This window comes from Streptomyces sp. NPDC098781 (assembly GCF_044759995.1).
In the GTDB taxonomy this organism is placed as follows: domain Bacteria; phylum Actinomycetota; class Actinomycetes; order Streptomycetales; family Streptomycetaceae; genus Streptomyces.
The window spans coordinates 406,222-431,432 of record NZ_JBIWAK010000004.1; the positions used below are offsets into that span (position 1 = coordinate 406,222).

24 protein-coding genes are annotated in these 25,211 nt (G+C 68.9%); 1 reads left to right on the forward strand and 23 read right to left on the reverse strand.

The window, feature by feature from the left end; translation table 11 throughout:
* Nucleotides 1-2: 2 nt before the first annotated feature.
* The 17 genes from ACIQWG_RS18715 to rpmE all read right to left on the reverse strand — a co-directional run bounded on the left by ACIQWG_RS18715 (nucleotide 3) and on the right by rpmE (nucleotide 15,259).
* Nucleotides 3-449 carry a DUF2550 domain-containing protein gene (locus tag ACIQWG_RS18715; protein ID WP_190069676.1) on the reverse strand — a complete coding sequence of 149 codons (447 nt, stop codon included), beginning with the start codon at nucleotides 447-449 and terminating at the stop codon, nucleotides 3-5.
* A 162-nt stretch (nucleotides 450-611) separates the two neighbouring features.
* Entirely contained in the window at nucleotides 612-986 is a 375-nt protein-coding gene (locus tag ACIQWG_RS18720) for a F0F1 ATP synthase subunit epsilon (RefSeq protein WP_062709761.1), read from the reverse strand.
* A gap of 130 nt (nucleotides 987-1,116) precedes the next feature.
* Nucleotides 1,117-2,553 (reverse strand): F0F1 ATP synthase subunit beta, encoded by a 1,437-nt coding sequence (gene atpD, locus ACIQWG_RS18725; RefSeq protein WP_404096678.1) that lies wholly within the window; start codon nucleotides 2,551-2,553, stop codon nucleotides 1,117-1,119.
* Nucleotides 2,553-3,470 carry a F0F1 ATP synthase subunit gamma gene (locus tag ACIQWG_RS18730; protein ID WP_404096679.1) on the reverse strand — a complete coding sequence of 306 codons (918 nt, stop codon included), beginning with the start codon at nucleotides 3,468-3,470 and terminating at the stop codon, nucleotides 2,553-2,555. Before ACIQWG_RS18730 ends, atpD begins: the two co-directional genes overlap by 1 nt.
* Nucleotides 3,471-3,491: 21 nt before the next feature.
* Nucleotides 3,492-5,081: a F0F1 ATP synthase subunit alpha gene (gene atpA / locus ACIQWG_RS18735; RefSeq protein ID WP_404096680.1), complete on the reverse strand. Its 1,590-nt coding sequence runs from the start codon at nucleotides 5,079-5,081 to the stop codon at nucleotides 3,492-3,494.
* Between the two features lie 132 nt (nucleotides 5,082-5,213).
* Entirely contained in the window at nucleotides 5,214-6,029 is an 816-nt protein-coding gene (locus tag ACIQWG_RS18740; RefSeq protein ID WP_404096681.1) for a F0F1 ATP synthase subunit delta, read from the reverse strand.
* Nucleotides 6,026-6,580 (reverse strand): F0F1 ATP synthase subunit B, encoded by a 555-nt coding sequence (locus ACIQWG_RS18745; RefSeq protein WP_404096684.1) that lies wholly within the window; start codon nucleotides 6,578-6,580, stop codon nucleotides 6,026-6,028. The genes ACIQWG_RS18740 and ACIQWG_RS18745 overlap by 4 nt, the downstream gene beginning before the upstream one ends.
* Nucleotides 6,581-6,622: 42 nt before the next feature.
* A complete protein-coding gene (gene atpE, locus ACIQWG_RS18750; RefSeq protein WP_126395086.1) occupies nucleotides 6,623-6,847 on the reverse strand; it encodes an ATP synthase F0 subunit C in 225 nt (74 codons plus the stop codon).
* Nucleotides 6,848-6,921: 74 nt separating this feature from the next.
* Nucleotides 6,922-7,767 carry a F0F1 ATP synthase subunit A gene (atpB, locus tag ACIQWG_RS18755; RefSeq protein WP_404096687.1) on the reverse strand — a complete coding sequence of 282 codons (846 nt, stop codon included), beginning with the start codon at nucleotides 7,765-7,767 and terminating at the stop codon, nucleotides 6,922-6,924.
* A 210-nt stretch (nucleotides 7,768-7,977) separates the two neighbouring features.
* Nucleotides 7,978-8,424 carry a hypothetical protein gene (locus ACIQWG_RS18760; RefSeq protein ID WP_404096689.1) on the reverse strand — a complete coding sequence of 149 codons (447 nt, stop codon included), beginning with the start codon at nucleotides 8,422-8,424 and terminating at the stop codon, nucleotides 7,978-7,980.
* 316 nt (nucleotides 8,425-8,740) lie between these two features.
* A complete protein-coding gene (locus ACIQWG_RS18765) occupies nucleotides 8,741-10,084 on the reverse strand; it encodes an MraY family glycosyltransferase (protein WP_404096691.1) in 1,344 nt (447 codons plus the stop codon).
* 140 nt (nucleotides 10,085-10,224) lie between these two features.
* Nucleotides 10,225-11,463 (reverse strand): serine hydroxymethyltransferase, encoded by a 1,239-nt coding sequence (gene glyA / locus ACIQWG_RS18770; protein WP_404096694.1) that lies wholly within the window; start codon nucleotides 11,461-11,463, stop codon nucleotides 10,225-10,227.
* Between the two features lie 74 nt (nucleotides 11,464-11,537).
* Entirely contained in the window at nucleotides 11,538-12,218 is a 681-nt protein-coding gene (locus tag ACIQWG_RS18775) for a protein-tyrosine-phosphatase (protein WP_404096697.1), read from the reverse strand.
* Entirely contained in the window at nucleotides 12,215-12,862 is a 648-nt protein-coding gene (locus ACIQWG_RS18780; protein WP_404096699.1) for an L-threonylcarbamoyladenylate synthase, read from the reverse strand. The genes ACIQWG_RS18775 and ACIQWG_RS18780 overlap by 4 nt, the downstream gene beginning before the upstream one ends.
* 61 nt (nucleotides 12,863-12,923) lie before the next feature.
* On the reverse strand, nucleotides 12,924-13,763 hold the full coding sequence (prmC, locus tag ACIQWG_RS18785) for a peptide chain release factor N(5)-glutamine methyltransferase (protein WP_404097709.1): 840 nt from the start codon (nucleotides 13,761-13,763) through the stop codon (nucleotides 12,924-12,926).
* A gap of 92 nt (nucleotides 13,764-13,855) precedes the next feature.
* Complete coding sequence (gene prfA / locus ACIQWG_RS18790; RefSeq protein ID WP_404096701.1) at nucleotides 13,856-14,932, reverse strand: peptide chain release factor 1; 1,077 nt, start codon at nucleotides 14,930-14,932, stop codon at nucleotides 13,856-13,858.
* A gap of 105 nt (nucleotides 14,933-15,037) precedes the next feature.
* Complete coding sequence (gene rpmE / locus ACIQWG_RS18795) at nucleotides 15,038-15,259, reverse strand: 50S ribosomal protein L31 (RefSeq protein WP_404096704.1); 222 nt, start codon at nucleotides 15,257-15,259, stop codon at nucleotides 15,038-15,040.
* Nucleotides 15,260-15,410: 151 nt separating this feature from the next.
* Between rpmE and ACIQWG_RS18800 the strand changes: the two genes are divergently transcribed.
* Nucleotides 15,411-15,881 carry a hypothetical protein gene (locus tag ACIQWG_RS18800; protein ID WP_404096706.1) on the forward strand — a complete coding sequence of 157 codons (471 nt, stop codon included), beginning with the start codon at nucleotides 15,411-15,413 and terminating at the stop codon, nucleotides 15,879-15,881.
* A 35-nt stretch (nucleotides 15,882-15,916) separates the two neighbouring features.
* On the opposite strand, the gene ACIQWG_RS18805 is transcribed toward ACIQWG_RS18800, so the two are convergent.
* The 6 genes from ACIQWG_RS18805 to ACIQWG_RS18830 form a co-directional block, all read right to left on the reverse strand.
* Complete coding sequence (locus tag ACIQWG_RS18805; protein ID WP_404096709.1) at nucleotides 15,917-17,053, reverse strand: LCP family protein; 1,137 nt, start codon at nucleotides 17,051-17,053, stop codon at nucleotides 15,917-15,919.
* Nucleotides 17,054-17,262: 209 nt separating this feature from the next.
* A complete protein-coding gene (locus ACIQWG_RS18810; protein ID WP_404097711.1) occupies nucleotides 17,263-19,065 on the reverse strand; it encodes a trypsin-like serine protease in 1,803 nt (600 codons plus the stop codon).
* Between the two features lie 150 nt (nucleotides 19,066-19,215).
* On the reverse strand, nucleotides 19,216-21,228 hold the full coding sequence (rho, locus tag ACIQWG_RS18815; RefSeq protein ID WP_404096711.1) for a transcription termination factor Rho: 2,013 nt from the start codon (nucleotides 21,226-21,228) through the stop codon (nucleotides 19,216-19,218).
* A gap of 408 nt (nucleotides 21,229-21,636) precedes the next feature.
* Complete coding sequence (thrB, locus tag ACIQWG_RS18820) at nucleotides 21,637-22,554, reverse strand: homoserine kinase (protein WP_404096713.1); 918 nt, start codon at nucleotides 22,552-22,554, stop codon at nucleotides 21,637-21,639.
* Nucleotides 22,555-22,847: 293 nt separating this feature from the next.
* Nucleotides 22,848-23,906, reverse strand: coding sequence for a threonine synthase (gene thrC, locus ACIQWG_RS18825; protein ID WP_404096716.1), 1,059 nt, complete (start codon nucleotides 23,904-23,906; stop codon nucleotides 22,848-22,850).
* 6 nt (nucleotides 23,907-23,912) lie between these two features.
* Nucleotides 23,913-25,202, reverse strand: coding sequence for a homoserine dehydrogenase (locus ACIQWG_RS18830; protein WP_404097713.1), 1,290 nt, complete (start codon nucleotides 25,200-25,202; stop codon nucleotides 23,913-23,915).
* Nucleotides 25,203-25,211 lie beyond the last annotated feature (9 nt).

Consider the following 25,211-nt stretch of genomic DNA (forward strand, 5'->3'; position numbering starts at 1 on the left):
CCTCAAGCAACATTGACGCGCTGACCGGGCGGGGCTGCCTCGAGCCACGCGAGGAAACCGGTCAGCGCGTCTTCGCTCATGGCGAGTTCGAGGCGCGTGCCCCGATGGAGACAGGTGAGGATGACCGCGTCGGAGAGCAGCGCCAGTTCCTCCTCGCCGTCGGGTACCCGGCGGCCGGCCACCTCGATGGCGGAGCGCTCCAGGATGCGGCGCGGGCGATAGGCGTAGGAGAAGACGCGGTACCACTCGATGCGGTCGCCGTTGTAGCGGGCGACACCGTAGCTCCAGCCCTTGCCGCTGGTGTCGGATTTCTCCGGCACGTCCCAGCGCAGGGAACAGTCGAAGGTGCCCCCGGAGCGCTGGATGAGCCTTCGCCGCAGACCGAAGACGAACAGCCCCAGCACCACAAGGGCCACGACGATTCCGCACACAGTCAGAGCGAGGACCATCGACACCGACCTCCTCGTCTCCTAGGTAACGGAACGGAAAAAACTTCCATATCTGCCTCAGCCGCGACCGGCACCGGATTGCTCCGGTCCCAGCCGCGGCTGAGTGACGTCATCGCGTGCGCTCTCCCAGAGCCTAAAGGGCCCGGGCCGAGACCCCGGGGGTCAGCGCGCCGTCGCCGCCCGCAGGCGGACCTCCGCGCGGCGCTCGGCGACGTCGTCGCCCTCCGCCTTCGCGCGCTCGAGTTCCCGCTCCGCGCGCTGGACATCGATCTCGTCCGACAGCTCGGCGATCTCGGCCAGCAGCGAAAGCTTGTCGTCCGCGAACGAGATGAAACCGCCGTGCACCGCGGCGATGACGGTTCCACCTTCACTCGTACGGATGGTCACCGGGCCCGACTCCAGCACACCGAGCAGCGGCTGGTGACCGGGCATGACGCCGATGTCGCCGGACGTGGTGCGCGCGACGACCAGGGTGGCCTGGCCCGACCAGACCTCACGGTCGGCGGCGACCAGCGCGACGTGCAGCTCAGCAGCCAAGGTGGCTCCTCGGGTCACCACCCGGCGGTTCTGCCGGGTGTTGGTTACAAGTCTAGTAGGCGTGATTGAGGGGGCGGGACGAACCCCCGCCCCCTCATCAAGAGCTCAATGGCTCACGAAGACCGGTGCGTCAGGAGACGCCCAGTTCCTTCGCGTTCTTCTTCAGGTCCTCGATACCACCGCACAGGAAGAAGGCCTGCTCCGGGAAGTGGTCGAACTCACCGTCGATGATCGCGTTGAACGCGGTGATCGACTCGTCCAGCGGCACGTCCGAGCCGTCCACGCCGGTGAACTGCTTGGCGACGTGGGTGTTCTGGGACAGGAAGCGCTCGACACGGCGGGCACGCTGGACGACCAGCTTGTCCTCCTCGCCGAGCTCGTCGATGCCGAGGATGGCGATGATGTCCTGGAGGTCCTTGTACTTCTGAAGGATTCCCTTGACACGCATGGCCGTGTTGTAGTGGTCCGCCGCGATGTAGCGGGGGTCCAGGATCCGGGACGTGGAGTCCAGCGGGTCCACGGCCGGGTAGATGCCCTTCTCGGAGATCGGACGGGAGAGAACCGTCGTCGCGTCGAGGTGGGCGAAGGTGGTGGCCGGGGCCGGGTCGGTCAGGTCGTCCGCGGGGACGTAGATCGCCTGCATCGAGGTGATCGAGTGACCACGGGTCGAGGTGATGCGCTCCTGGAGGAGACCCATCTCGTCGGCCAGGTTCGGCTGGTAGCCCACCGCGGAGGGCATACGGCCGAGCAGGGTCGACACCTCGGAACCGGCCTGCGTGAAGCGGAAGATGTTGTCGATGAAGAACAGCACGTCCTGCTTCTGCACATCGCGGAAGTACTCCGCCATGGTCAGACCGGCGAGGGCCACGCGCAGACGGGTGCCCGGGGGCTCGTCCATCTGACCGAAGACCAGGGCGGTCTTGTCGATGACGCCCGAGTCCGCCATCTCCTCGATGAGGTCGTTGCCCTCACGAGTGCGCTCACCGACGCCGGCGAACACCGAGACACCGTCGTGGTTGTTGGCGACGCGGTAGATCATCTCCTGGATGAGCACCGTCTTGCCGACGCCGGCACCGCCGAACAGACCGATCTTTCCACCCTTGACGTACGGGGTGAGAAGGTCGATGACCTTGACGCCGGTCTCGAACATCTCGGTCTTCGACTCGAGCTCGTCGAAGTTCGGGGCCTTGCGGTGGATGCCCCAGCGCTCGCCGTCGTACTTCTCGTCGACGTTCAGCACCTCACCGAGGGTGTTGAACACCTTGCCCTTGGTGAAGTCGCCGACCGGCACCGTGATGGAGGCACCGGTGTCGGTGACCGGGGCCTGGCGGACCAGACCGTCGGTGGGCTGCATCGAGATCGTGCGGACCAGGCCGTCACCCAGGTGCTGGGCGACCTCCAGGGTCAGCGTCTTCTTCGCGCCGTCCTGGGCCGGGTCGGCCACCTCGACGTGAAGGGCGTTGTAGATCTCCGGCATGGCGTCGACGGGGAATTCCACGTCGACGACCGGGCCGATGACCCGGGCGACGCGGCCCGTGGCAACGGCCGTCTCAACTGTCGTCGTCATTACCTGTCACTCCCCGCGGTCGCGTCGGCCAGGGCTGCGGAGCCACCGACGATCTCGCTGATTTCCTGGGTGATTTCGGCCTGGCGGGCCGCGTTGGCAAGCCGCGAGAGCGTCTCGATGAGCTCTCCCGCGTTGTCGGTGGCCGACTTCATCGCGCGCCGCGTGGCGGCGTGCTTGGAGGCGGCCGACTGGAGCAGCGCGTTGTAGATACGGCTCTCCACGTAGCGCGGCAGCAGGGCGTCGAGGACGTCCTCCGCCGACGGCTCGAAGTCGAACAGCGGGAGGATCTCGCCCTTGGGGGCAGCCTCCTTCGCGACCTCTTCGAGGCTGAGCGGCAGCAGACGGTCGTCGAGGGCCGTCTGCGTCATCATCGAGACGAACTCGGTGAAGACGATGTGGAGTTCGTCCACGCCGCCCTCGGCCGTGTCCTTCTCGATCGCCTCGATCAGCGGAGCCGCGACCTTCTTGGCGTCCGCGTACGTCGGCTCGTCCGTGAAACCGCTCCACGAATCCGCGATCTTGCGCTCACGGAAGTTGTAGTGGGCGACACCACGGCGGCCGACGATGTAGATCTCGACTTCCTGACCCTCGCGCTCCAGACGCGCGGTCAGCTGCTCCGCGATCTTGATGGCGTTCGAGTTGAAGGCACCGGCGAGACCCCGGTCGCTCGTCAGGAGCAGCACCGCGGACCGCGTGACCGTCTCGGCCTGCGTGGTCAGCGGGTGCTTGGTGTTCGAGCCGGTACCCACCGCCGTGACCGCGCGGGTGAGCTCGGTCGCGTACGGCGTGGAGGCCGCCACCTTGCGCTGCGCCTTGACGACACGCGAGGCGGCGATCATCTCCATCGCCTTGGTGATCTTCTTGGTCGCGGTGACGGATCGGATGCGACGCTTGTAGACCCGGAGCTGGGCTCCCATGAGTCAGGTCCCTTCCTTACGTCACTTGGCGGCGGCCGGGGCGTCCTCGCCGAGAAGCTTGCCGTCCGAGGTCTCGAACTGCTTCTTGAAGTCGGCGATCGCGTCGGCAACAGCGGTGAGGGTGTCGTCCGACATCTTGCCGCCCTCCTTGATGGAGGTCATGAGGCCCTGCTCCTTGCGGTGCAGGTACTCCAGGAGCTCCTTCTCGAAGCGGCGGATGTCGTTGACCGGAACGTCGTCCATCTTGCCGGTGGTGGCACCCCAGACCGAGACGACCTGGTCCTCGGTGGCCATCGGCTGGTACTGAGCCTGCTTGAGCAGCTCGACCAGACGCGAACCACGCTCCAGCTGCGCCTTCGACGCGGCGTCCAGGTCGGAACCGAAGGCGGCGAACGCCTCCAGCTCGCGGTACTGGGCCAGGTCCAGACGAAGACGACCGGAGACCTGCTTCATCGCCTTGTGCTGCGCGGAACCACCGACTCGGGAGACGGAGATACCGACGTTCAGCGCGGGGCGCTGACCGGCGTTGAACAGGTCCGACTCCAGGAAGCACTGGCCGTCGGTGATGGAGATGACGTTGGTCGGGATGAACGCCGAGACGTCGTTGGCCTTGGTCTCGACGATCGGCAGACCGGTCATCGAGCCGGCGCCCATGTCGTCGGAGAGCTTCGCGCAGCGCTCCAGCAGACGGGAGTGCAGGTAGAAGACGTCACCCGGGTAGGCCTCACGGCCCGGCGGGCGGCGCAGCAGCAGGGACACGGCGCGGTAGGCGTCGGCCTGCTTCGAGAGGTCGTCGAAGATGATGAGGACGTGCTTGCCCTCGTACATCCACTGCTGACCGATGGCCGAACCGGTGTACGGCGCCAGGTACTTGAAGCCGGCCGGGTCGGACGCCGGGGCGGCGACGATGGTCGTGTACTCCAGCGCGCCGTTCTCCTCCAGCGCGCGGCGGACCGACGCGATCGTCGAGCCCTTCTGGCCGATGGCGACGTAGATGCAGCGGACCTGCTTGTTCGGGTCGCCGGTGCGCCAGTTGTCGCGCTGGTTGATGATCGTGTCGACGGCCAGGGCGGTCTTGCCGGTCTGGCGGTCACCGATGATCAGCTGACGCTGGCCACGGCCGATCGGGGTCATCGCGTCGACGGCCTTGTAGCCGGTCTCCATCGGCTCGTGCACCGACTTACGGGCCATGACGCCCGGAGCCTGAAGCTCGAGGGCACGGCGGCCGGACGTCTCGATCTCGCCGAGGCCGTCGATCGGGTTGCCGAGCGGGTCGACGACGCGGCCGAGGTAGCCCTCGCCGACCGCCACGGAGAGGACCTCACCGGTACGGGCGACCGGCTGACCCTCCTCGATGCCGCTGAACTCACCGAGGATGACGGCGCCGATCTCGCGCTCTTCCAGGTTGAGCGCGAGGCCGAGGGTGCCGTCCTCGAACTTCAGCAGTTCGTTGGCCATGGCCGAGGGCAGGCCCTCGACCTTCGCGATGCCGTCGCCGGCAAGGGTGACCGTACCGACCTCCTCGCGCGAGGTCGCGTCCGGCTTGTACGACTGGACGAAGTTCTCCAGCGCGTCCCGGATCTCCTCCGGCCGGATCGTGAGCTCCGCCATCTGGGTTCCCTGCTCTCCTTGTTGGGCCCGAAGTTTCACTTTGGGGGGATGGGGACTCCCCCCTGAACGAGGTGAATCCTCTGCACGGCCCAACATGGGCCGTCGTAAGTACGTACTGCTATGAAGTTGCTGCTAGCCCGCCAGTCGGCGGCCGGCGTCCTCGATGCGGTCCGCGAGGGAGCCGTTGATGACCTCGTCACCGACCTGCACCCGGATTCCGCCGACGACCTCGGGGTCGACGTCGAGGTTGAGGTGCATCTGGCGGCCGTAGAGCTTGGCGAGGGCGGCGCCGAGGCGCTGCCTCTGGCCGTCGCTCAGCGGCACAGCCGAGGTGACGACTGCCACCATGCGGTCCCGGCGCTCGGCGGCGAGCTTGGACAGGGACTCCAGTCCCGACTCCAGGCTACGTCCACGCGGCGCGGTCACCAGACGCGTCACCAGACGCTCGGTGGTCGCCTTGGCACGGCCGCCGAGCAGGCTGCGCAGCAGCTCGCCCTTGGCCGAGGCGGCGGCGGAGCGGTCGGTCAGCGCGGCGCGCAGCTCGGTGCTGCCGGAGACGATCCGGCCGAACCGGAAGAGCTCGTCCTCGACGTCGTCGAGCGTGCCCGCCTTCTGGGCGGCGGTGAGGTCGGCGGTGTTCGCCAGCTCCTCCAGCGCGTCCACCAGGTCGCGGGACTGCGACCAGCGGGAGCGCACCATGCCGGACAGCAGGTCGGCGGTCTCGCCGCCGACCTGGCCACCGAGCACGCGCTGGGCCAGCTCGGCCTTGGCCTCGCCGGCCTGCGCCGGGTCGGTCAGGACCCGACGCAGCGACACCTCGCGGTCGAGCAGCGCGGTGACGGCGGCCAGCTCGTCGGCGAGCCGTCCGGCGTCGGCGGACGTGTTGTCCGTCAGCGCGTCGAGTCGCTCGCGTGCGGCTGCCAGGGCCTCGCGGCTCGCTCCGTTCATCGTCCGGCCTCGGCCTTCTCCTCGAGCTCGTCGAGGAAGCGGTCGATGACGCGGCTCTGCCGGGCGTGGTCCTCGAGGGACTCGCCGACGAGCTTGCCGGCCAGGTCGGTGGCGAGCTTGCCGACGTCCTGGCGCAGCGCGGACGACGCGGCCTTGCGGTCGGCCTCGATCTGGGCGTGACCGGCGGCGACGATCTCCTCGCGCTGCCGCTGGCCTTCCGCGCGCATCTCGGCGATGAGCGTGGCGCCCTGCTCCTGCGCCTCCTGGCGCAGACGCGCGGCCTCGTGCCGGGCCTCGGCGAGCTGGGCCTTGTACTGCTCCAGAACGCTCTGGGCCTCGGTCTGGGCGGCCTCGGCCTTCTCGATACCGCCCTCGATGGCCTCGCGACGCTCTTCCAGAACCTTGTTGATGTTCGGGAGGAGCTTCTTGGCGAGGAAGCCGAAGACGATGACGAAAGCGATGAGGCCGATGACCACCTCGGGCCACGGCGGAATGAGGGGGTTTTCCTTGTGCCCCTCTTCAGCCGCCAGCACAAACAGGGCGGAGTTCACATCAGTGCCTTTCGTCGAAAGGGTCGGTCGTCAAGGCTCGTCTTAGTAGACGAACGGCATGACCAGACCGATGAGGGCGAGCGCCTCACAGAAGGCGAAGCCCAGGATCTGGTTGGCACGGATCAGACCGGCGGCCTCGGGCTGCCGAGCCAGGGCCTGGGTGCCGTTACCGAAGATGATGCCGACGCCGACGCCGGGGCCAATGGCCGCGAGACCGTAACCGACGGAACCGAGGTCACCGGTGACAGCAGCGAGGGTGGAGGCCATGAGAGTTCTTCCTTCTCTTTACGGACCGGTGGGGGTTGGCCACCGGACGACTTGGTATTCGAAAGCGGAGGTGCTCAGTGGTGCTCGGCGAGCGCGCCCTGAATGAAGGTGCAGGTCAACAGGACGAAGACGTACGCCTGGACAGCCTGGATAAAGAGCTCGAAGGCGGTCATGACGATGACCATCGTGAACGAGACGGCCGAGTACGCGATGCCGACGCCGTTCAGCATGTACCAGCTGGCGATGGTGAACAGCAGCAGCAGGGTGTGACCGGCGAACATGTTCGCGAACAGTCGTACCGCGTGCGTGAACGGGCGGACGAGCAGGTTCGAGGCGAGCTCGATCGTCATCGACAGCGGCAGCACCGCGCCCAGCGACTTGTCGTAGCCGCTGAAGTTCTTGAAGGCGCCGACGAATCCATGCCGCTTGAAGGTCAGCGAGACCCACAGCACATAGACGATCAGGGCCAGGATCAACGGGTAGGCGATGATCGACGTCACCGGGAAGGCGGCGACGGGGACGATCGACCAGAGGTTCATCATCCAGATGAAGAAGAACAGCGAGACGGCGAGCGGGACGTACTTCTCGCCCTCCTTCTTGCCGATCGTCTCGTAGACGATGCCGCGGCGGACGAAGTCGTAGCCCGCCTCGACAACCATCTGGAGCTTGCCCGGGACGACGCTCGGCTTACGGAACGCGGCCCAGAAGACGCCCACCACGATGATCGAACCGAGCAGCGCGAGCAGCATCGGCTTGTTGAAGTAGAAGGCGTTGCCGTCCGCGTCACCCATCAGCGGCTCGAACATGAACGAGTGCAGGCCCGGAGCGACAGTGTCGAAGCCACATCCATCGAAGAGGTGGCAGTTCGTGTCGAAGGCGAGCACCTGCGTCGGGTCAGCACTCACCGCGGGCTCCTTCATCGTGGCGCATGGATACGGCAACCTCGTTGTGTCGGCGCGGCGGACAGCCGCAGTTCGGCACGGGACTGGTGTTTCGGATATGAGGGCGGCTGTGGGGCATCTCGCCTCGCGATTGAGCAGGCGTCAGCTCAGATGCCCGCGCCCGCGATGCCGCAGTTGGCACCGGACGATAGCAGGATCTCTCAAGCGGCTTTATCCCGGCCCTACCCCTCACGACGAGGGCCCCGTCTTTTCGGGCTTGCCGTCCTTGGCGGAGGTGCCCGAATCGGGTTCGACGTAGAGGATCTTGGCCTTCATGTGAGCACGCGTCTGTGCGGCGATCCACACGAGAGTGCCCACGACGAGCGTGATCGCGAAGGCCCGGGGGTTGAACAGCGTCGTGTTCTTGAAGACGGAGAGGAAGACGAACAGCAGCAGGATCTGAGCCGCGTAGAGCATCAGGCCCATCGCCTGGAACAAGTGCGGAAGCGATTTGGCGGTGCGCTGCAGAACGTAGAGACCGAGCCCCATGAACAGGATCACCACAAGCGTCGCGACGACCGCCCCGACCGCACCATCGCCACCGGCGACCACACCACTGACGACGGCTGCAACAGCGCCGGCGGCAGCTGTGGGCACAGCAGCCTGGAGCAAGGTCCGGACGTCATTGGACGGCATGGCGGCAACTCCGCTTTCACGGTGGGGGCAGGGTGTCGTCATGGACGAGCGTAGTCCCGGGCGGAGAGAGAACCTCACGCCGGTGGACCGTCGCACTGCGGTCCTTCGGCTCTGTCCCGGGGTTCTCGTGAACCGTATCACAAACTATTTGATGAGGTCTTTACCTGGGGATGTGCTCGCTGTCACACATGAGAGTGACAGCGCGCGTCTGTGCGGGAACGCCGCCGACTTGTCTGGTATTGGGATGCTTCGCTCCCCCATGACTTGGCAATGCTCTAGTCAGATTCTTACCTTGGGCGTTCTCTTACGTTGACCGTCAGCGCGACGTACCGGCTTTACGCCGGTCCAGGGGCCGCGAACGAGCGCCCATCGCGGTCGCCCCGTTGACGCCCGCGACGCCCGCCGCGACCGGGGTGCGGGGTTCCTCGTCCTCGGCTTCCGTGTCGGCGTCCGCGGTCTGCGGTGTGGTGGCCGCCGGCTCCGTGACGGCTCCGCGGCGGCGGTAGCGCGGCGGTACGAAGTGCTCCGCCCAGCGCGGGGTGCGCGGGGTGAAGCGCGGGAGGAGGAGCAGGACCAGGCCGATGGCGCTGAGGAAGACCACGCCGAGCACGATCCACATGGACGCCGAGTTCACCGAGTAGGCCAGGGCGCCGAAGGCGATCAGGGCCGACCAGAAGTACATGATCAGCACCGCGCGGCTGTGGGAGTGGCCGATCTCCAGCAGGCGGTGGTGCAGGTGGCCCCGGTCCGCGGCGAACGGCGACTGGCCCTTCCAGGTGCGCCGCACGATCGCCAGCACCAGGTCGGCGGCCGGGATCGCGATGATCGTCAGCGGGAGGAGGAGCGGGATGTAGACGGGCACCGTCTGGTGCACCGCCGCCTTCTCCGACCCCGCGAACAGCTTCAGCGCGTCCGGGTCGACCTGTCCCGTGATGGAGATCGCGCCCGCGGCGAGGACCAGGCCGATCAGCATCGAGCCGGAGTCGCCCATGAAGATGCGCGCCGGGTGCATGTTGTGCGGCAGGAAGCCCAGGCACATGCCCATCAGGATCGCGGAGAACAGGGTGGCCGGGGCGGCGGCCTCGATGCCGTACGACACCCAGACGCGGTAGGCGTAGAGGAAGAACGCCGCCGACGCGATGCAGACCATGCCGGCCGCGAGGCCGTCCAGGCCGTCGACGAAGTTGACCGCGTTGATGGTGATGACGACCAGGGCGACGGTGAGCAGGGTGCCCTGCCACTGGGTCAGCGCGACGTTGCCGACCGTCGGGATGGGCAGCCACAGGATCGTCAGACCCTGCATGACCATGACGCCGGCGGCGATCATCTGGCCGCCCAGCTTGATCAGGGCGTCGATCTCGAACTTGTCGTCCAGCACGCCGATCAGCCAGATGAGCGCCGCTCCGGAGAGCAGCGCCCGCGGTTCGTTGGACTTCTCGAAGACCGTACTGAGGTTGGTGAGGTGGTCCGCGACCAGCAGGCCCGCGCACAGGCCGAAGAACATCGCGATACCGCCGAGCCGCGGAGTGGGTTCCCGGTGCACGTCACGTGCCCGGATCTCCGGCATCGCTCCGGCCACGATCGCGAACTTACGTACCGGCCCTGTCAGCAGATACGTCACCGCGGCCGTGATGCAGAGCGTCAGGAGGTATTCACGCACAGGCTTCCCCACAAGTCTCGCTGGCCATCTCAGCCCCACACCCTAGCGACGGACTCGTATGCGACGCATATGTGTGGGGACTTCCGGGTAGCGACGATGGTTGCACGCGCGGCTGTGTGCCCAGGTGCGTGTACCCCGCCTCAACCGGGATACGGCGGAAATCTACCGGTGACCTCCCGCACTTCTTCACGGGCCTTGTGGCTTTCGGTCGCACCGCTCAGCACGCTCGCCAGCAGCGCGCCGAGCCACTCCATCTCCTCCTCGCCCATGCCCTGGGTCGTCACGGCGGCGGTGCCGAGGCGCAGGCCACGGGCGTCGCCGTGCGGGAGGGCGCAGCAGTCCAGCACGATGCCGGCCGCCGCGAGCCGGCCGCGGGCCTCACGGCCGCCGACGCCGAGCGGCGCCGGGTCGGCGGTGATCAGGTGGGTGTCGGTGCCGCCCGTGGTGACGACGAGCCCCTGCGCGGCGAGGGCGTCCGCGAGGGTGCGGGCGTTGGCGACCACCTGATGGGCGTACACGGCGAACGCGGGCGTGGCCGCCTCCCCGAAGGCGACGGCCTTGGCGGCGACGGTGTGCATCTGGGCGCCGCCCTGGGTGAACGGGAACACGGCACGGTCGACGCGCTCGGCGAGGTCCGAGCCGCACAGGATCATGCCGCCGCGCGGGCCGCGCAGCACCTTGTGGGTGGTGGCGCACACCACATCGGCGTACGGCACCGGACTGGGCGCCGCTCCTCCGGCGATCAGCCCCATGGGGTGGGCTGCGTCGGCGATGAGATAGGCGCCCACCTCGTCGGCGATCTCGCGGAAGGCGGCGTAGTCGATGTGGCGCGGGTAGGCGATGGACCCGCACACGACGGCCTTGGGCCGGTGGTTGCGGGCCAGCGTGCGCACCTGGTCGTAGTCGATCAGCCCGGTCTCGGCGTCCACGCCGTAGCCCACGAAGTCGAACCAGCGGCCGGAGAAGTTGGCGGGCGAGCCGTGCGTGAGGTGTCCGCCGTACGGCAGCCCGAGCGCGAGGACGCTGTCGCCGGGGCGCAGCAGCGCGGCGTACGCGGCGAGGACGGCCGAAGACCCGGAGTGGGACTGGACGTTGGCGTGCTCGGCGCGGAAGAGCGCCTTGGCCCGCTCGACGGCGAGCCGTTCGGCGACGTCGACCATCTCGCAGCCGCCGTGGTACCGGGAGCCCGGGTACCCCTCCGCGTACTTGTTGGCGAGCGGCGACCCGAGGGCCGCCAGCACCGCCGGCGAGGTGAAGTTCTCCGCGGCGACGAGCTGGAGCGTCGTCGACTGCCGGTCGAGCTCCCCGAGCAGGATGTCGGCGAGCTGGGGGTCCTGCCGCCGCAGGACATCGGCCTCGAGGGTATGGGTGACCGACATGGTGGGCTCCGGACGTGCGTCGACGGTGACGTACGTCCAATGTAGGCCGGGGGCGTCCGGGACGCCCTGTGTTGTTACGTCCTCGCGGGGACACCCGTGAGGGCGGTCACCACCGGATCCAACGCCTCATGTATCTCGTCCCCCACCGACCGGAAGAACGTCAACGGCGCCCCATACGGGTCATACACCTCGTCCGCCTCCGCCGTAGGAGCCAACAGCCACCCGCGTAGAGCGGCCGCCGCACGGACCAGGGCGCGTGCGCGGGTGACGATGCCGTCCTCCAGGGGAGGCAGGGTCGCCGGGTCTATGGCTCGGACCAGGCGGGTGAACTCCTTCAGGGTGAAGGTGCGCAGGCCCGCCGAATGGCCCATGGAGATGACCTGGGCGCGGTGGTCACGGGTGGCCGTGAGGACCAGGTCGGCCATGATGACGTGTTCGTCGAGGAGCTCGCGGCCGGTGAAGCCGGAGGCGTCCGCGCCGAAGTCGGCGAGGACCGTCTCCGCGTTGGATTCCATGGGCGCGCCCTCGTGGCCCCAGGTGCCCGCGCTCTCCACGATCAGCGAGCGGCCGAGCACACCGAGCCGCTGCGTCACGAAATGACGGGTCAGCCGCTCGGTGATCGGCGAGCGGCACACGTTTCCGGTGCTGACGTGGAGGATGCGGAAGCTGTCGCGCGGCAGTCCTACGAAGGTCGTCGTGATCTCCGCCGCGCTTTCCCCGTTGCCTATGCCACGCCCCGCGTCAGGGGCTGTCAATTGGCCACCTCGAGGTCGGGTACGACCTTGCGCAGATCCTCCGCCGAGAGGGCACCGGCACGCAGCAGGAGGGGAACCTCCCGGGTGACGTCGACGATCGACGACGGCACGTTGCCCGGGGTCGGGCCGCCGTCCAGGTACACGGAGACCGAGTCGCCGAGCATCTCCTGCGCGGCGTCGCAGTCCTCCGGCGCCGGGTGCCCGGTGAGGTTCGCCGAGGACACGGCCATCGGGCCGACCTCGGTGAGCAGTTCGATGGCGACCGGGTGCAGTGGCATGCGCACGGCAACCGTGCCCCGGGTGTCGCCCAGGTCCCACTGGAGCGACGGCTGGTGCTTGGCGACCAGCGTCAGCGCGCCCGGCCAGAACGCGTCGACCAGTTCCCAGGCCAGCTCGGAGAAGTCGGTGACGAGACCGTGGAGCGTGTTCGGGGAGCCGATCAGGACAGGGGTCGGCATGTTGCGGCCCCGGCCCTTGGCGTCCAGCAGATCGCCCACGGCCTCCTTGGAGAACGCGTCGGCGCCGATCCCGTACACCGTGTCGGTCGGAAGGACCACGAGCTCGCCACGGCGGACGGCGGACGCGGCCTCACGCAGACCGGTCGTGCGGTCGGTCGCGTCATTGGTGTCGTATCGCCGTGCCATATCTAGCGGGCCTCCTCGTACACGAAGTACACGTACTTCCGGGAAACAGTCATGGGAGCGGTCACGGCAGCGCCTTGCGGGCGGTCGCGAACCGGGGGCGCTTGTTGAGGTCGGGGTGGTCGGCCGCGTCGGCCCAGCCCCGCTCCTCGGTGAAGATCCACGGCACCTGCCCGCCCTGGGTGTCGGCGTGCTCGATGACGACGACGCCGCCCGGACGCAGCAGACGGTGTGCCGTCCGTTCCAGGCCGCGGATGAGGTCGAGGCCGTCCTCCCCCGAGAACAGGGCGAGTTCGGGATCGTAGTCCCGCGCCTCGGGAGCCACGTACTCCCATTCGGTGAGCGGGATGTACGGCGGGTTGGAGATCACCAGGTCGACCTGGCCGTCGAGGTCGGGGAAGGCGTCCAGGGCGTTGCCCTGCCGCAGGTCGACCCGGGACCCCTCGACGTTCTTGCGCGTCCAGCGCAGGGCGTCCTCGGACAGCTCCACGGCGTGCACGCGCGAGCGCGGGACCTCCTGGGCGAGGGCGAGCGCGATGGCGCCGGAGCCGGTGCACAGGTCGACGATGCAGGGCTCGACGACGTCCATCGCGCGCACCGCGTCTATGGCCCAGCCGACCACCGACTCGGTCTCGGGGCGGGGCACGAACACCCCGGGCCCGACTTGGAGTTCGAGATAGCGGAAGTACGCCCGCCCGGTGATGTGCTGGAGCGGCTCGCGCTGCTCACGGCGGGCGATGACCTCCCAGTAGCGGGCGTCGAAGTCCGAGTCCTTCACGGAGTGCAGCTCGCCCCGCTTCACGCCGTGCACGAACGCGGCGAGCTCCTCCGCGTCGGTGCGCGGCGAGGGCACGCCGGCGTCCGCCAGCCGCTGGGTGGCCTGGGCCACCTCCGCGAGCAGCACGCTGCGAGGGCTCGGGGTTCGCCCCCCGGTGTATTGCTGCACGCATGTCCTCCGTGTCGTACTCGTACGTGCGTACGTCGTCCCTTACGTCGTTACGCGGCCGCCAGCTTCGCCGCCGAGTCCGCGTCGACACAGGCCTGGATCACCGCGTCGAGGTCGCCGTCCAGGACCTGGTCCAGGTTGTAGGCCTTGAAGCCGACGCGGTGGTCCGAGATGCGATTCTCCGGGAAGTTGTAGGTGCGGATCTTCTCGGAGCGGTCGACGGTGCGGACCTGGCTGCGGCGGGCGTCGGCGGCCTCCCTCTCGGCCTCCTCCTGCGCCGCCGCGAGCAGCCTGGAGCGCAGGATACGCAGTGCCTGCTCCTTGTTCTGAAGCTGGCTCTTCTCGTTCTGGCAGGAGGCGACGACTCCGGTGGGGATGTGCGTGATGCGCACGGCGGAGTCGGTGGTGTTGACCGACTGGCCGCCGGGCCCGGAGGACCGGTAGACGTCGATGCGCAGGTCGTTGGGGTTGATCTCGACGTCGACCTCCTCGGCCTCCGGCGTGACCAGCACACCGGCCGCGGAGGTGTGGATTCGGCCCTGGGACTCGGTGGCCGGCACGCGCTGCACGCGGTGCACACCGCCCTCGTACTTCAGCCGGGCCCAGACGCCCTGACCGGGCTCGGTGGCACCGTTTCCGCCCTTGGTCTTCACGGCGACCTGGACGTCCTTGTAGCCGCCCAGCTCGGACTCGGTGGCGTCGATGATCTCGGTCTTCCAGCCGACGCGCTCGGCGTACCGCAGGTACATGCGCAGCAGGTCCCCGGCGAACAGCGCGGACTCGTCGCCGCCGGCGCCCGCCTTGATCTCCAGAATGACGTCCTTGTCGTCACTCGGGTCACGCGGGACGAGCAGCAGGCGCAGCCTCTCGGTCAGCTCCTCGCGCTGCTTCTCCAGTTCCTTGACCTCGGCCGCGAAGTCCGGGTCGTCGGCGGCGAATTCGCGCGCGGTCTCGATGTCGTCGCCGGTCTGCCTCCAGGAGCGGTACGTGGCGACGATCGGGGTGAGCTCGGCGTAGCGCTTGTTCAGCTTGCGCGCGTTCGCCTGGTCGGCGTGGACCGACGGGTCGGCGAGCTTCGTCTCCAGGTCGGCGTGCTCAGTGACCAGGTCCTCGACGGCCTCGAACATCTTGGGGCTCCTGTGTCCGTACGTGGGTGAAGGGCGGGCGACCAAAAACGCCGGTCCCGGCGCGCCTGGTGGGGGCGCGGCCGTGGACCGGCGAATGGGAGCTCGCTACTTCTTGGAGCCGGAAGCCTTGCCGAAGCGGGCCTCGAAGCGGGCCACACGGCCACCGGTGTCGAGGATCTTCTGCTTGCCCGTGTAGAACGGGTGGCACTCGGAGCAGACCTCGGCGCGGATGGCGCCGCTGGTGATCGTGCTACGGGTGGTGAACGAGGCGCCACAGGTGCAGCTGACCTGCGTCTCGACGTACTCGGGGTGGATCTCGCGCTTCAAGGTGTCTCCTAGTTTCGGGAGGGCGCCGGGTCGCCGCCGCGGGATACGGGAGCGTGAACCGGAGCCGACGTACCAGTCTGCCAGGACTGGCCGCATCCCCCAAAACCGGGGTGCGGCATCATCTATTCCCACGAGTGGGAACGGGGGCGGGATGACCTATCAACTGCGGGCGGTGATCGCCGGCGAGGAGCTGGTGCGGACGATCGCGACGGACCTGTCCGCCTCGGGGACGCCGCTGGGTCAGGGCCTGGCGCTGATGCCGTTGACGGACGGGCTCTTCGACTCCGTCACCAACGGCGACAGCGCCCGCGTCCTGGGGTTCTGGTGGCTGCCCGGGGGATTCGACGAGCGCCTCGCCGAGTGGTCGGCCACCGCGCCGGTCGCCTTCGTGGAGGCCGACTACTTCGGCGGAGCGGGCTCCCAGCGTGCGGCGGTGTGGGACGCCGGCGCCCTCGTACTGGGCCCCCTGGGCATCACGGAGGATGAGCGCTTCCCACCCGACGGCAGCCCGATCTCCCAGGCCCTGCGCCGCCTCGGCGTCGTGACCTCGGGCCGGCACGACGAGTTCGACGCCGTACGACTGGGCCGTCACCGGCACGTGGAGGACTGGGCGGCCGACTGACGCGGAAAGGGGCCCGGCGACGGGCCCCGCCCCGCTCAGTCCCCCGTCACCACACCATTGGCGTCGCCCTTGGCCGTGCCTTCTGTGGCCGACTTCGGGATGGGCTTGTCGTTCTTGAGGGCGGTCCACACCTGCTTGGCCTTCGCCTCGGCCACGATCACGCGGTTGGGGTCCGCGGGGTCGTACTGGACCGGCATCGTGACCATGTTCATGTTCTTGGAGCTGATGCCCTTCAGGCCGTTGGTGAAGGACATGAGCTTGTTGACCGAGCCCAGGTCGGAGTCGGTCGTCACCGTCTTGGTGGCGGTGTTGGCCAGGTCGTACAGCCGCTTGGGGTTGCCGAACAGGTTGATGTCCTTGACCTGTTCGAGCAGCGCCTTGATGAAGGCCTGCTGGAGTTGGATGCGGCCGAGGTCGGAGCCGTCGCCGACGCCGTGGCGGGTGCGGACCAGGCCGAGCGCCTGCTTGCCGTTGAGCTGGTGGGTGCCGGCCTTGAGGTTCAGATGGCTGTCGGGGTCGTCGATGTCCTTCGTCGTCGTGACCTCGACGCCGCCGAGTTCGTCGATCAGCTTCTGGAAGCCCGAGAAGTCGACCTCCAGATAGTGGTCCATACGCAGGCCGGTGACCGACTCCACCGTCTTGACCGCACAGGTCGCGCCGCCCGTCGTGTACGCCGAGTTGAACATCACCCCGGATGCCGCCGGGTACGTCTTCCCCTTCGTGTCGACGCACTCGGGCCGGTCGATGACGGTGTCACGCGGGACCGAGACGACGCTGGCCTTCTTGTGGCCCTTGTACACGTGCAGGATCATCGCCGTGTCCGAGCGGGCGCTGCCGTCGTCGTCGCCTCCGCCGAGCTCCTTGTTGCCGCCGGAGCGGCTGTCCGAGCCGAGGACGAGGATGTTCTCCGAGCCGTTGTCGACCTTCTCGGGCCGGTCGGTGCCCAGGGCCTGGTCGATGTCGACGCTCTTGAGGTTGCCGTTGAGTTTGAAGAACAGGTACCCGGCCCCGGTGCCCCCCAGGACCACGATCCCGGCGGCCGTCCAGGCCATGATCCGCAGGCCCTTCCGCTTCTCGCGGGGCTTGCGTCGGCGGCCCTTGGCGCGGTTGCGCGGGCCGTTGGGGCCGGTCTCTCCCGGTATGCCGGGCTCCGGCGTGCTCTCGGCGGACACTCTGCTCCTCGGTCGTAGTCCTGGTCGGTTACCCCCTGCTTTCAGGGTCAGGCATGGCCCAAAAGGCCCTTACCGCACCATCGTCACCCCGTCCGGTCAGACGGGGAAACCCGGGAAAGGGTTGCACAACGCACTGCGCCCACCGCCTGGTGAGCGGTGGGCACAGTGCGTAATCGGTGAGCCCGGCCGGGCCGGGCTCACCTGCGATGTCAGCCGAAGATGTCGTACTGCTTGTAATCGGTCCCGACGGACTTCGGTGTGGCAAAGATCTCGCTCGTCGCCTTCCCGGTGCCCGGGTACAGGTAGAGCGTGCCGGCGGAGCTGCGGGCCAGGAAGTCGGCCTTGCCGTCGCCGGTGACGTCACCGACGGCGTCGAAGCCGGTGTAGGTGGCCCAGGTGCGCACCTTCACGCGCGGGGCGAAGGTGCCGGTGCCCGTCTTGCCGGTGCCCTTGAGCAGGTAGATGTGCCCGCCGCTCGTGCTGCGCGCCAGCAGGTCGGGGATGCCGTCGCCGGTGAGGTCGCCGTGACCGCGCACCATGTTGTACTGGTTCCAGTTGGTGCTGGACTTGAACGGCGCCGAGAAGGTGCCGTTGCCCTTGCCCGGGTAGACCCACAGCACGCCCGCGGAGTCCACGGACAGCATGTCGGGCAGGTAGTCGCCGTTGACGTCACCGGGGGCGATGACGCGGGTGCGGGTCTTCCAGTTGCTGAAGATGGTCTTGGTCGCCCAGGTGCCGCTGGCCGGCACGAAGTGCGCCCAGTACATGGCCCCGTCGGAGCTGCCCCGGTACACCAGGTCCTGGTAGCCGTCGCGGTCGAGGTCCGTCTGGAGGACCAGGTTCACGCCGTTCCAGTCGCCCCAGGACTCGCGCGCCCCGAAGGACGTGCCGTTGGAGTCCCGGGAGTAGCCGGTCTTCGTGGACGCGGTACGCAGCCAGATGTCGGCCCGGTGGTCACCGCTGATGTTGGTGTCGTCGACACGCGGGTAGGTGGCGCCGACGTACGACGAGACCTTGGAGAAGACGCTGTAGGCGCCCTTGGCGACGCAGTCCTGGACGCCCCAGGAGACGACGCCGACGATCCGGCCGTTCACGACCAGCGGTCCGCCGGAGTCGCCGTTGCAGGCGGAGGTGGTCCCGCTGTCGCTGCCGCTCGCCGGGGTGCCCGCGCAGACCATGTGGCCCTTGACGAACTCGCCGCCGTAGAAGCCCGTGCAGGTGCTGTCGGACTGGATGGGCAGCGTGGCCGTCTTCAGCGTCTCGGAGATGTCCTGGCTGGTGGAGCTGGTGCGGCCCCAGCCGTAGACCTTGGCGTTCGTCCCGGCGGCGTACGAGGCCGTGTCGGTGGCCGTCGCCATGCGGATCGGCGTGGCCTTGACCGGGTTCGCCAGCGTGATGACGGCGATGTCGTTGTCGATCGTCGTCGCGTTGTACGACGGGTGGTTCCACTGCCGGTGCGGCAGGGACGCCGTGCCGCCGTGCAGGTCGACGTTGCCTGCCTCGTCGGCGGTCGGCAGCTGGGCGGTGCCGGTGACGACGGTGCCGTAGTTGAACCAGTCGTAGCCCTTGACGCAGTGCGCGGCGGTGAGGATCTTCGTCGGCGAGACGACGGTGCCGCCGCAGAAGAACCCGAGGTCGTCGGCCTCGTCGGTGGTGCCCTGGTCGTCGAAGTACCAGAGCTGCGCCATCCAGGGCGCCGAGGTGATGCTGGTGGTGGTGCCGCCGATGACCATGGCGCCCGTGCCGGTGGAAGTGCCGGTGCTCGCGCCGTACGACGACTTCTTCGCCGGCTCCCCCGCGATGTCGTCGCCCTCGACCGCACCCGCGACGCGACGCTCCAGTTCGGCGAGCGAGGCCGAACTGGTCACGGGCTTCACGGTGGGCTTGGGCAGAGCCGTCGCGGCCCCCGCGGACGCGGTCAGCAGTGCGGCGGCGACGGCCGCGGCGACACCGGCGGCGGCGACGGGCAGTGCGAGGCGTATCCGACGTCTGTGACGGCCGGCCCCGGGCATGGATGTGCCCACTAAGTCCCCCCTCGGGACGAAACGTTGAGGACTCGGATCACGATCGAATGCGAGTCCGAAGAGCGAGATAGTACACCCGTCACAGAAACCCCAAAGGGCCGCTCCCTTAACGGGAGCGGCCCTTCAGAAGGCGTGTTCTCAGTCGCCGTTACCAGGCGTCGGCGTCGTCTTCTGAATCTGCATCAGGAACTCGACGTTCGACTTGGTCTGCTTCATCTTGTCGAGCAGCAGCTCGATCGCCTGCTGCTGGTCGAGGGCGTGCAGCACCCGGCGCAGCTTCCAGACGACGGCGAGTTCCTCGTTGCCGAGCAGGATCTCTTCCTTACGGGTGCCGGACGCGTCCACGTCCACCGCCGGGAAGATGCGCTTGTCGGCGAGCTTGCGGTCGAGCTTGAGCTCCATGTTGCCGGTGCCCTTGAACTCCTCGAAGATCACCTCGTCCATGCGGGACCCGGTGTCCACCAGCGCGGTGGCGAGGATGGTCAGCGAGCCGCCGTCCTCGATGTTGCGGGCCGCACCGAAGAAGCGCTTCGGCGGGTACAGGGCGGTCGAGTCGACACCACCGGACAGGATGCGGCCGGAGGCCGGGGCGGCGAGGTTGTACGCACGGCCCAGACGGGTGATCGAGTCGAGCAGCACGACGACGTCGTGGCCCAGCTCCACCAGGCGCTTGGCGCGCTCGATGGCGAGCTCGGCGACCGTGGTGTGGTCCTCGGCCGGACGGTCGAAGGTCGAGGAGATGACCTCGCCCTTGACCGACCGCTGCATGTCGGTGACCTCTTCCGGACGCTCGTCGACCAGGACGACCATCAGGTGGCACTCGGGGTTGTTGTGCGTGATCGCGTTGGCGACCGCCTGCATGATCATGGTCTTACCGGTCTTCGGCGGGGCCACGATCAGACCGCGCTGCCCCTTACCGATCGGCGACACCAGGTCGATGATGCGGGTGGTCAGCACGCCCGGGTCCGTCTCCAGGCGGAGGCGGTCCTGCGGGTAGAGCGGGGTGAGCTTGTTGAACTCCGGGCGGCCACGGCCGTGTTCGGGCGCCATGCCGTTGACGGAGTCGAGGCGGACCAGCGCGTTGAACTTCTCGCGCCGCTCGCCTTCCTTCGGCTGACGGACCGCACCGGTGATGTGGTCACCCTTGCGCAGGCCGTTCTTGCGGACCTGGGCGAGGGAGACGTACACGTCGTTCGGGCCCGGCAGGTAGCCGGAGGTCCGGATGAAGGCGTAGTTGTCGAGGATGTCCAGGATGCCCGCGACCGGGATCAGGACGTCGTCCTCGTTGATCTGCGGCTCCGAGGCGACCTCGTCGCGGCCACGACGGCCACGGCGGTCCCGGTAGCGCCCACGACGGCCACGACGGCCGCCCTCGAAGTCGTCGTCGTCCTGCTGCTGGCCACGGTCCTGACGACCGCCGCCCTGCTGCTGGCCCTGCTGCTGACCGCGCTGGCCGCCCTGCTGGTCGTCGCCCTTGCGACGGTCACCGCGCTCACCGCGGTCACGGTCGCGGCCGCGCTCACGGCGGTCACGACGACGGCCCTCGCCGCCGTCGGCGTCGCTCTTGGCGTCGCCCTGCTGCTGCGCCGGCGTCTCGGCCTTCGGCTCGTTCTTGGCCTCGGCGGCGACCGTCTCGGTCGCGGCGGCCGGGCTGCCCGCGTCGGCGGTGGCGCGGCGACGGCGGCGCTCGGCCGGCGCGTCGTCTCCCCCACGCTCGGCATCGCCGGCGCGGGAGGGGCCACCGGCGGGCTGGCCGGGAATCTCGATCTGCTGCTGGGCAACGGCCTTGTCGGCGGGGGCCTCAGCCGCCTTGTCCGCCTTCTTCTCGGCGTCATCGCCGGTACGGGCCTTGGAGGTGGCGCGGCGCTTGGGCTTGGTCTCGGTGGCGGACTCCGACTTGGGAGCCGCCGCACCTCCCCCGGCCTGCGCCTCCTTGATGACCTCGATCAGCTGGCTCTTGCGCATGCGCGCCGTGCCCCTGATACCGAGGCCGGATGCGACCTGCTGAAGCTCGGCCAGCACCATGCCCTCGAGGCCGGTACCGCGGCGCCGCCGGGAGCCGGCACCGCTGGCAGGCGCGGAGGCGTCCGTGGCGGGCGCGGCAGCGGTCTCCTCGACACGTGCGCCCATCAGATCGGTGGTGTCGCTCACGAAGGGTCCTTCCCTGGAGCGGACGTCGGCCTGTCTGGCTCGGCGACCGGTTGTGCTGTCCGGCTTAGGTCCTTGGTGTGTGGACCGCGCCGGGGCGGTGGTCCGCCCAAAACGGCGGAGAGATATCTGGTGATGGCGGTTCCCAGAGCCGTGGCACTGAGTGTCGGTGTCACTCGGCCCGGTCGCGCCGGTTCCGGAGCGTGCCCGGCAAGTCGCTCAGCGCCCGCGTACGAGGTACTGCCCGCGTACGTCGTACGGAACACAGTGCGGCTTGGGAGGCTCCCGGAAGAATGTCTGTCCCGAACGGGGACAACAAGCACCTCGCCATGGTGGGGTCGGGTGCAGACTTGAGGTTAACACTACCGGATCCAACAAACATTCCCCCTCTCGAAATCCGGCAACCGTGTGTCAGGGCGCAAGCGGCAGCACGCTCGCTCCCTGGGCGTCGAGGTCGAGCCGGTTCGCGGCCCACCCCTCGCCTGCCAGGTCGGCCACCTTGTCGGCGCTGTCGGCATCCGCCAGCGCGAGCACGGTGGGTCCTGCTCCGGAGATGACTGCCGGCACTCCGTCGGCCCGCAGCCGCTCCACCAACGCAGCGCTCTCCGGCATGGCCGGCGCGCGGTACTCCTGGTGGAGACGGTCCTCGGTGGCGGGCAGCAGCAGCTCGGGGCGCCTGGTGAGGGCCTCGACGAGCAGGGCCGCACGGCCCGCGTTGGTTGCGGCGTCGACGTGCGGGACGTTGCGCGGGAGCAGTCCGCGCGCGGTCTCCGTCAGAACGGGCTTACCGGGTACGAAAACCACCGGAACGATGGAATCGGCGGGCTCCATCCTGATGGCCCGCGCGGCGCCGGCCTCCATCCAGGACAGCGTGAATCCGCCGAGCAGACAGGCCGCGACGTTGTCGGGGTGTCCCTCGATCTCGGTGGCGAGTTCGAGCAGGGCCGTGTCGTCGAGCCTGGCCTCGCCGCCTATGGTCACGGCGCGCGCGGCGACGATTCCGGCGCAGATGGCGGCCGACGAGGAGCCGAGGCCGCGGCCGTGCGGGATGCGGTTGGCGCAGACGATCTCCAGACCGCGCGGCTGCCCGCCCAGCAGATCGAAGGCGGTGCGCAGGGAGCGTACGAGAAGGTGGTTCTCGTCGCGTGGCAGCGTCTCGCTGCCCTCGCCCGCGATGTCGATGTGCAGCCCGGAGTCGGCCACCCGGACGACCACGTCGTCGTAGAGCCCCAGCGACAACCCGAAGGCGTCGAAGCCCGGGCCGAGGTTGGCGCTGGTGGCGGGGACGCGCACCCGTACGGCGGCGGCGCGGAACGCTGGACCGGCCATCGCTCGATGACTCTCCTTGAGCTGCGTGATTGTCGAAGACATTCGATGACGTACGAGAACCTCTGGGACCGCTTCCGGGCCGCGGAGACGGCGCGGCACCGCACCTATGCGGAGGCATATGCGGCGGGCGGGTTCAGTACAGCGTATCGAAGGTAGGTTCTGTGGCGACATAGGGCGCACAGGAGGCGCACGATGCGTGTCGTATGCCCCCTGTGCACCCCTTGTAGGGAAGTCCCCCAGGTGAGCGCCTCGTGGCCGCTTGCGCGAGCCTGCTGCGACGGAGCGTGGCCCGCTTACGCCAGCCCGAGCCGCTCGGCCGCCGTCGCCGCGTCGACCGGGACGGTGACGGGCTGCGGGGCGCCGGCGACCGCCCAGTCGGGGTCCTTGAGGCCGTTGCCGGTGACCGTGCAGACGATCCGCTGGCCCGGGTCGACCTTGCCCTGCTCGGCGGCCTTCAGCAGACCGGCGACGGACGCGGCGGACGCGGGCTCCACGAAGACACCCTCCTGCGCGGCCAACAGCCGGTAGGCGCGCAGGATTTCACGGTCCGTCACCTCGTCGATGAACCCGCCCGACTGGTCCCGCGCGTCGAGGGCGTACTGCCAGGAGGCCGGGTTGCCGATGCGGATGGCGGTGGCGATGGTCGAGGGGTCCTTGACGATCTCGCCGCGCACGATGGGCGCCGAACCGGAGGCCTGGAAGCCCCACATGCGCGGAGTCCGCTGGGAGACACCGTCGGCGGCGTACTCCTTGTACCCCTTCCAGTACGCGGTGATGTTGCCCGCGTTGCCCACCGGAAGGACGTGGATGTCGGGGGCGTCGCCCAGCATGTCCACGATCTCGAAGGCGGCCGTCTTCTGCCCCTCGATCCGCACCGGGTTGACCGAATTCACCAGCGCCACGGGGTAGTTGTCGCTGAGGTCGCGGGCGAGCGTGAGGCAGTCGTCGAAGTTGCCGTCGACCTGGAGGATCTTCGCGCCGTGGACGAGCGCCTGGCCCATCTTGCCGAGCGCGATCTTGCCCTGCGGGACGAGCACGGCCGAGACCATTCCGGCCCGCACCGCGTAGGCGGCGGCGGAGGCGGAGGTGTTGCCGGTGGAGGCGCAGATGACAGCCTTGGCCCCCTCCTCCTTGGCCCGCGTGATGGCCATGGTCATACCGCGGTCCTTGAAGGACCCGGTCGGGTTCGCACCTTCCACCTTGAGGTGGACCTCGCAGCCCGTGCGCTCGGAGAGCACCTGCGCGGGCACGAGGGGCGTGCCGCCCTCGCGGAGCGTCACGACCGGCGTGGTGTCGGAGACGGGCAGCCGGTCCCGGTACTCCTCGATGATTCCGCGCCACTGGTGGGTCATTGCTGGTTACTCTCCTTCAACCCGCATGATGCTGGCGACACCCCGCACGGTGTCGAGCTTGCGCAACGCCTCGACGGTCCCGCCGAGGGCCGCGTCGGACGCACGGTGGGTGACGACGACGAGGGAGGCCTCGCCGTCCTTGCCCTGCTGGCGAACCGTATCGATCGACACGCCGTGTTCCGCGAACACGGTCGCCACCTGGGCGAGAACACCCGGTTTGTCGGCCACGTCGAGGCTGATGTGGTAGCGGGTGACGACGTCACCCATCCCCGACACGGGCAGGGCGGCGTACGCCGACTCGCCGGGCCCCGTCGCCCCGCTGAGCCGGTTGCGGCAGACGGCGACGAGGTCGCCGAGCACGGCCGAGGCGGTCGGCGAACCGCCCGCGCCGGGGCCGTAGAACATGAGCTGGCCGGACGCGTCCGACTCCACGAACACGGCGTTGTAGGCACCGCGCACGGAGGCCAGCGGGTGGCTCAGCGGAATCATGGCGGGATGCACGCGCGCGGTGACGGACCCGCCGTCCGCGGCCCGCTCGCAGATGGCGAGCAGCTTGATGGTGCAGCCCATCTCCTTGGCGGAGGCGAAGTCGGCCGCGGTGACCTCGGTCATGCCCTCGCGGTAGACGTCGTCGAGACGCACGCGCGTGTGGAAGGCGATACCGGCGAGGATGGCGGCCTTGGCGGCGGCGTCGAAGCCCTCGACGTCGGCGGTCGGGTCGGCCTCGGCGTACCCGAGCGCGGTGGCCTCGTCGAGGGCCTCCTGATACCCGGCGCCGGTCGAGTCCATCTTGTCGAGGATGAAGTTGGTCGTGCCGTTGACGATGCCGAGCACGCGATTGACCTTGTCACCCGCGAGGGACTCCCGCAGCGGCCGGATCAGCGGGATGGCACCGGCGACGGCGGCCTCGTAGTAGAGGTCCCGGCCGTGCTGCTCGGCGGCGGCGTGCAGGGCGGCGCCGTCCTGGGCGAGGAGGGCCTTGTTCGCGGACACGACGGACGCGCCGTGCTCGAAGGCGGTGGTGATGAGGGCACGGGCGGGTTCGATCCCGCCGATCACCTCCACCACGACGTCGATGTCGCCGCGTTTGACGAGGGCGGTGGCGTCGGTGGTGATGAGCGCGGGGTCGATGCCCTCACGGACCTTCGAGGGCCGCCGTACCGCGACACCCGCGAGCTCCACGGGCGCCCCGATCCTGGCTGTGAGGTCGTCGGCGTGCGTCGTCATGATGCGCGCCACCTCTGAGCCGACAACCCCACAGCCCAGCAGCGCCACCTTCAGCGGACGCGTACGCATCATCCGACC

Coding starts and splice junctions, on each gene's coding strand:
- ACIQWG_RS18715 (WP_190069676.1), bottom strand. CDS start 449: ATGGTCCTCGCTCTGACTGTGTGCGGAATCGTCGTGGCCCTTGTGGTG.
- atpD (WP_404096678.1), bottom strand. CDS start 2,553: ATGACGACGACAGTTGAGACGGCCGTTGCCACGGGCCGCGTCGCCCGG.
- ACIQWG_RS18730 (WP_404096679.1), bottom strand. CDS start 3,470: ATGGGAGCCCAGCTCCGGGTCTACAAGCGTCGCATCCGATCCGTCACC.
- atpA (WP_404096680.1), bottom strand. CDS start 5,081: ATGGCGGAGCTCACGATCCGGCCGGAGGAGATCCGGGACGCGCTGGAG.
- ACIQWG_RS18740 (WP_404096681.1), bottom strand. CDS start 6,029: ATGAACGGAGCGAGCCGCGAGGCCCTGGCAGCCGCACGCGAGCGACTC.
- atpE (WP_126395086.1), bottom strand. CDS start 6,847: ATGGCCTCCACCCTCGCTGCTGTCACCGGTGACCTCGGTTCCGTCGGT.
- atpB (WP_404096687.1), bottom strand. CDS start 7,767: ATGAAGGAGCCCGCGGTGAGTGCTGACCCGACGCAGGTGCTCGCCTTC.
- ACIQWG_RS18760 (WP_404096689.1), bottom strand. CDS start 8,424: ATGCCGTCCAATGACGTCCGGACCTTGCTCCAGGCTGCTGTGCCCACA.
- glyA (WP_404096694.1), bottom strand. CDS start 11,463: ATGTCGGTCACCCATACCCTCGAGGCCGATGTCCTGCGGCGGCAGGAC.
- ACIQWG_RS18780 (WP_404096699.1), bottom strand. CDS start 12,862: ATGGCACGGCGATACGACACCAATGACGCGACCGACCGCACGACCGGT.
- prfA (WP_404096701.1), bottom strand. CDS start 14,932: ATGTTCGAGGCCGTCGAGGACCTGGTCACTGAGCACGCCGACCTGGAG.
- ACIQWG_RS18800 (WP_404096706.1), top strand. CDS start 15,411: ATGACCTATCAACTGCGGGCGGTGATCGCCGGCGAGGAGCTGGTGCGG.
- ACIQWG_RS18810 (WP_404097711.1), bottom strand. CDS start 19,065: ATGCCCGGGGCCGGCCGTCACAGACGTCGGATACGCCTCGCACTGCCC.
- thrB (WP_404096713.1), bottom strand. CDS start 22,554: ATGGCCGGTCCAGCGTTCCGCGCCGCCGCCGTACGGGTGCGCGTCCCC.
- thrC (WP_404096716.1), bottom strand. CDS start 23,906: ATGACCCACCAGTGGCGCGGAATCATCGAGGAGTACCGGGACCGGCTG.
- ACIQWG_RS18830 (WP_404097713.1), bottom strand. CDS start 25,202: ATGCGTACGCGTCCGCTGAAGGTGGCGCTGCTGGGCTGTGGGGTTGTC.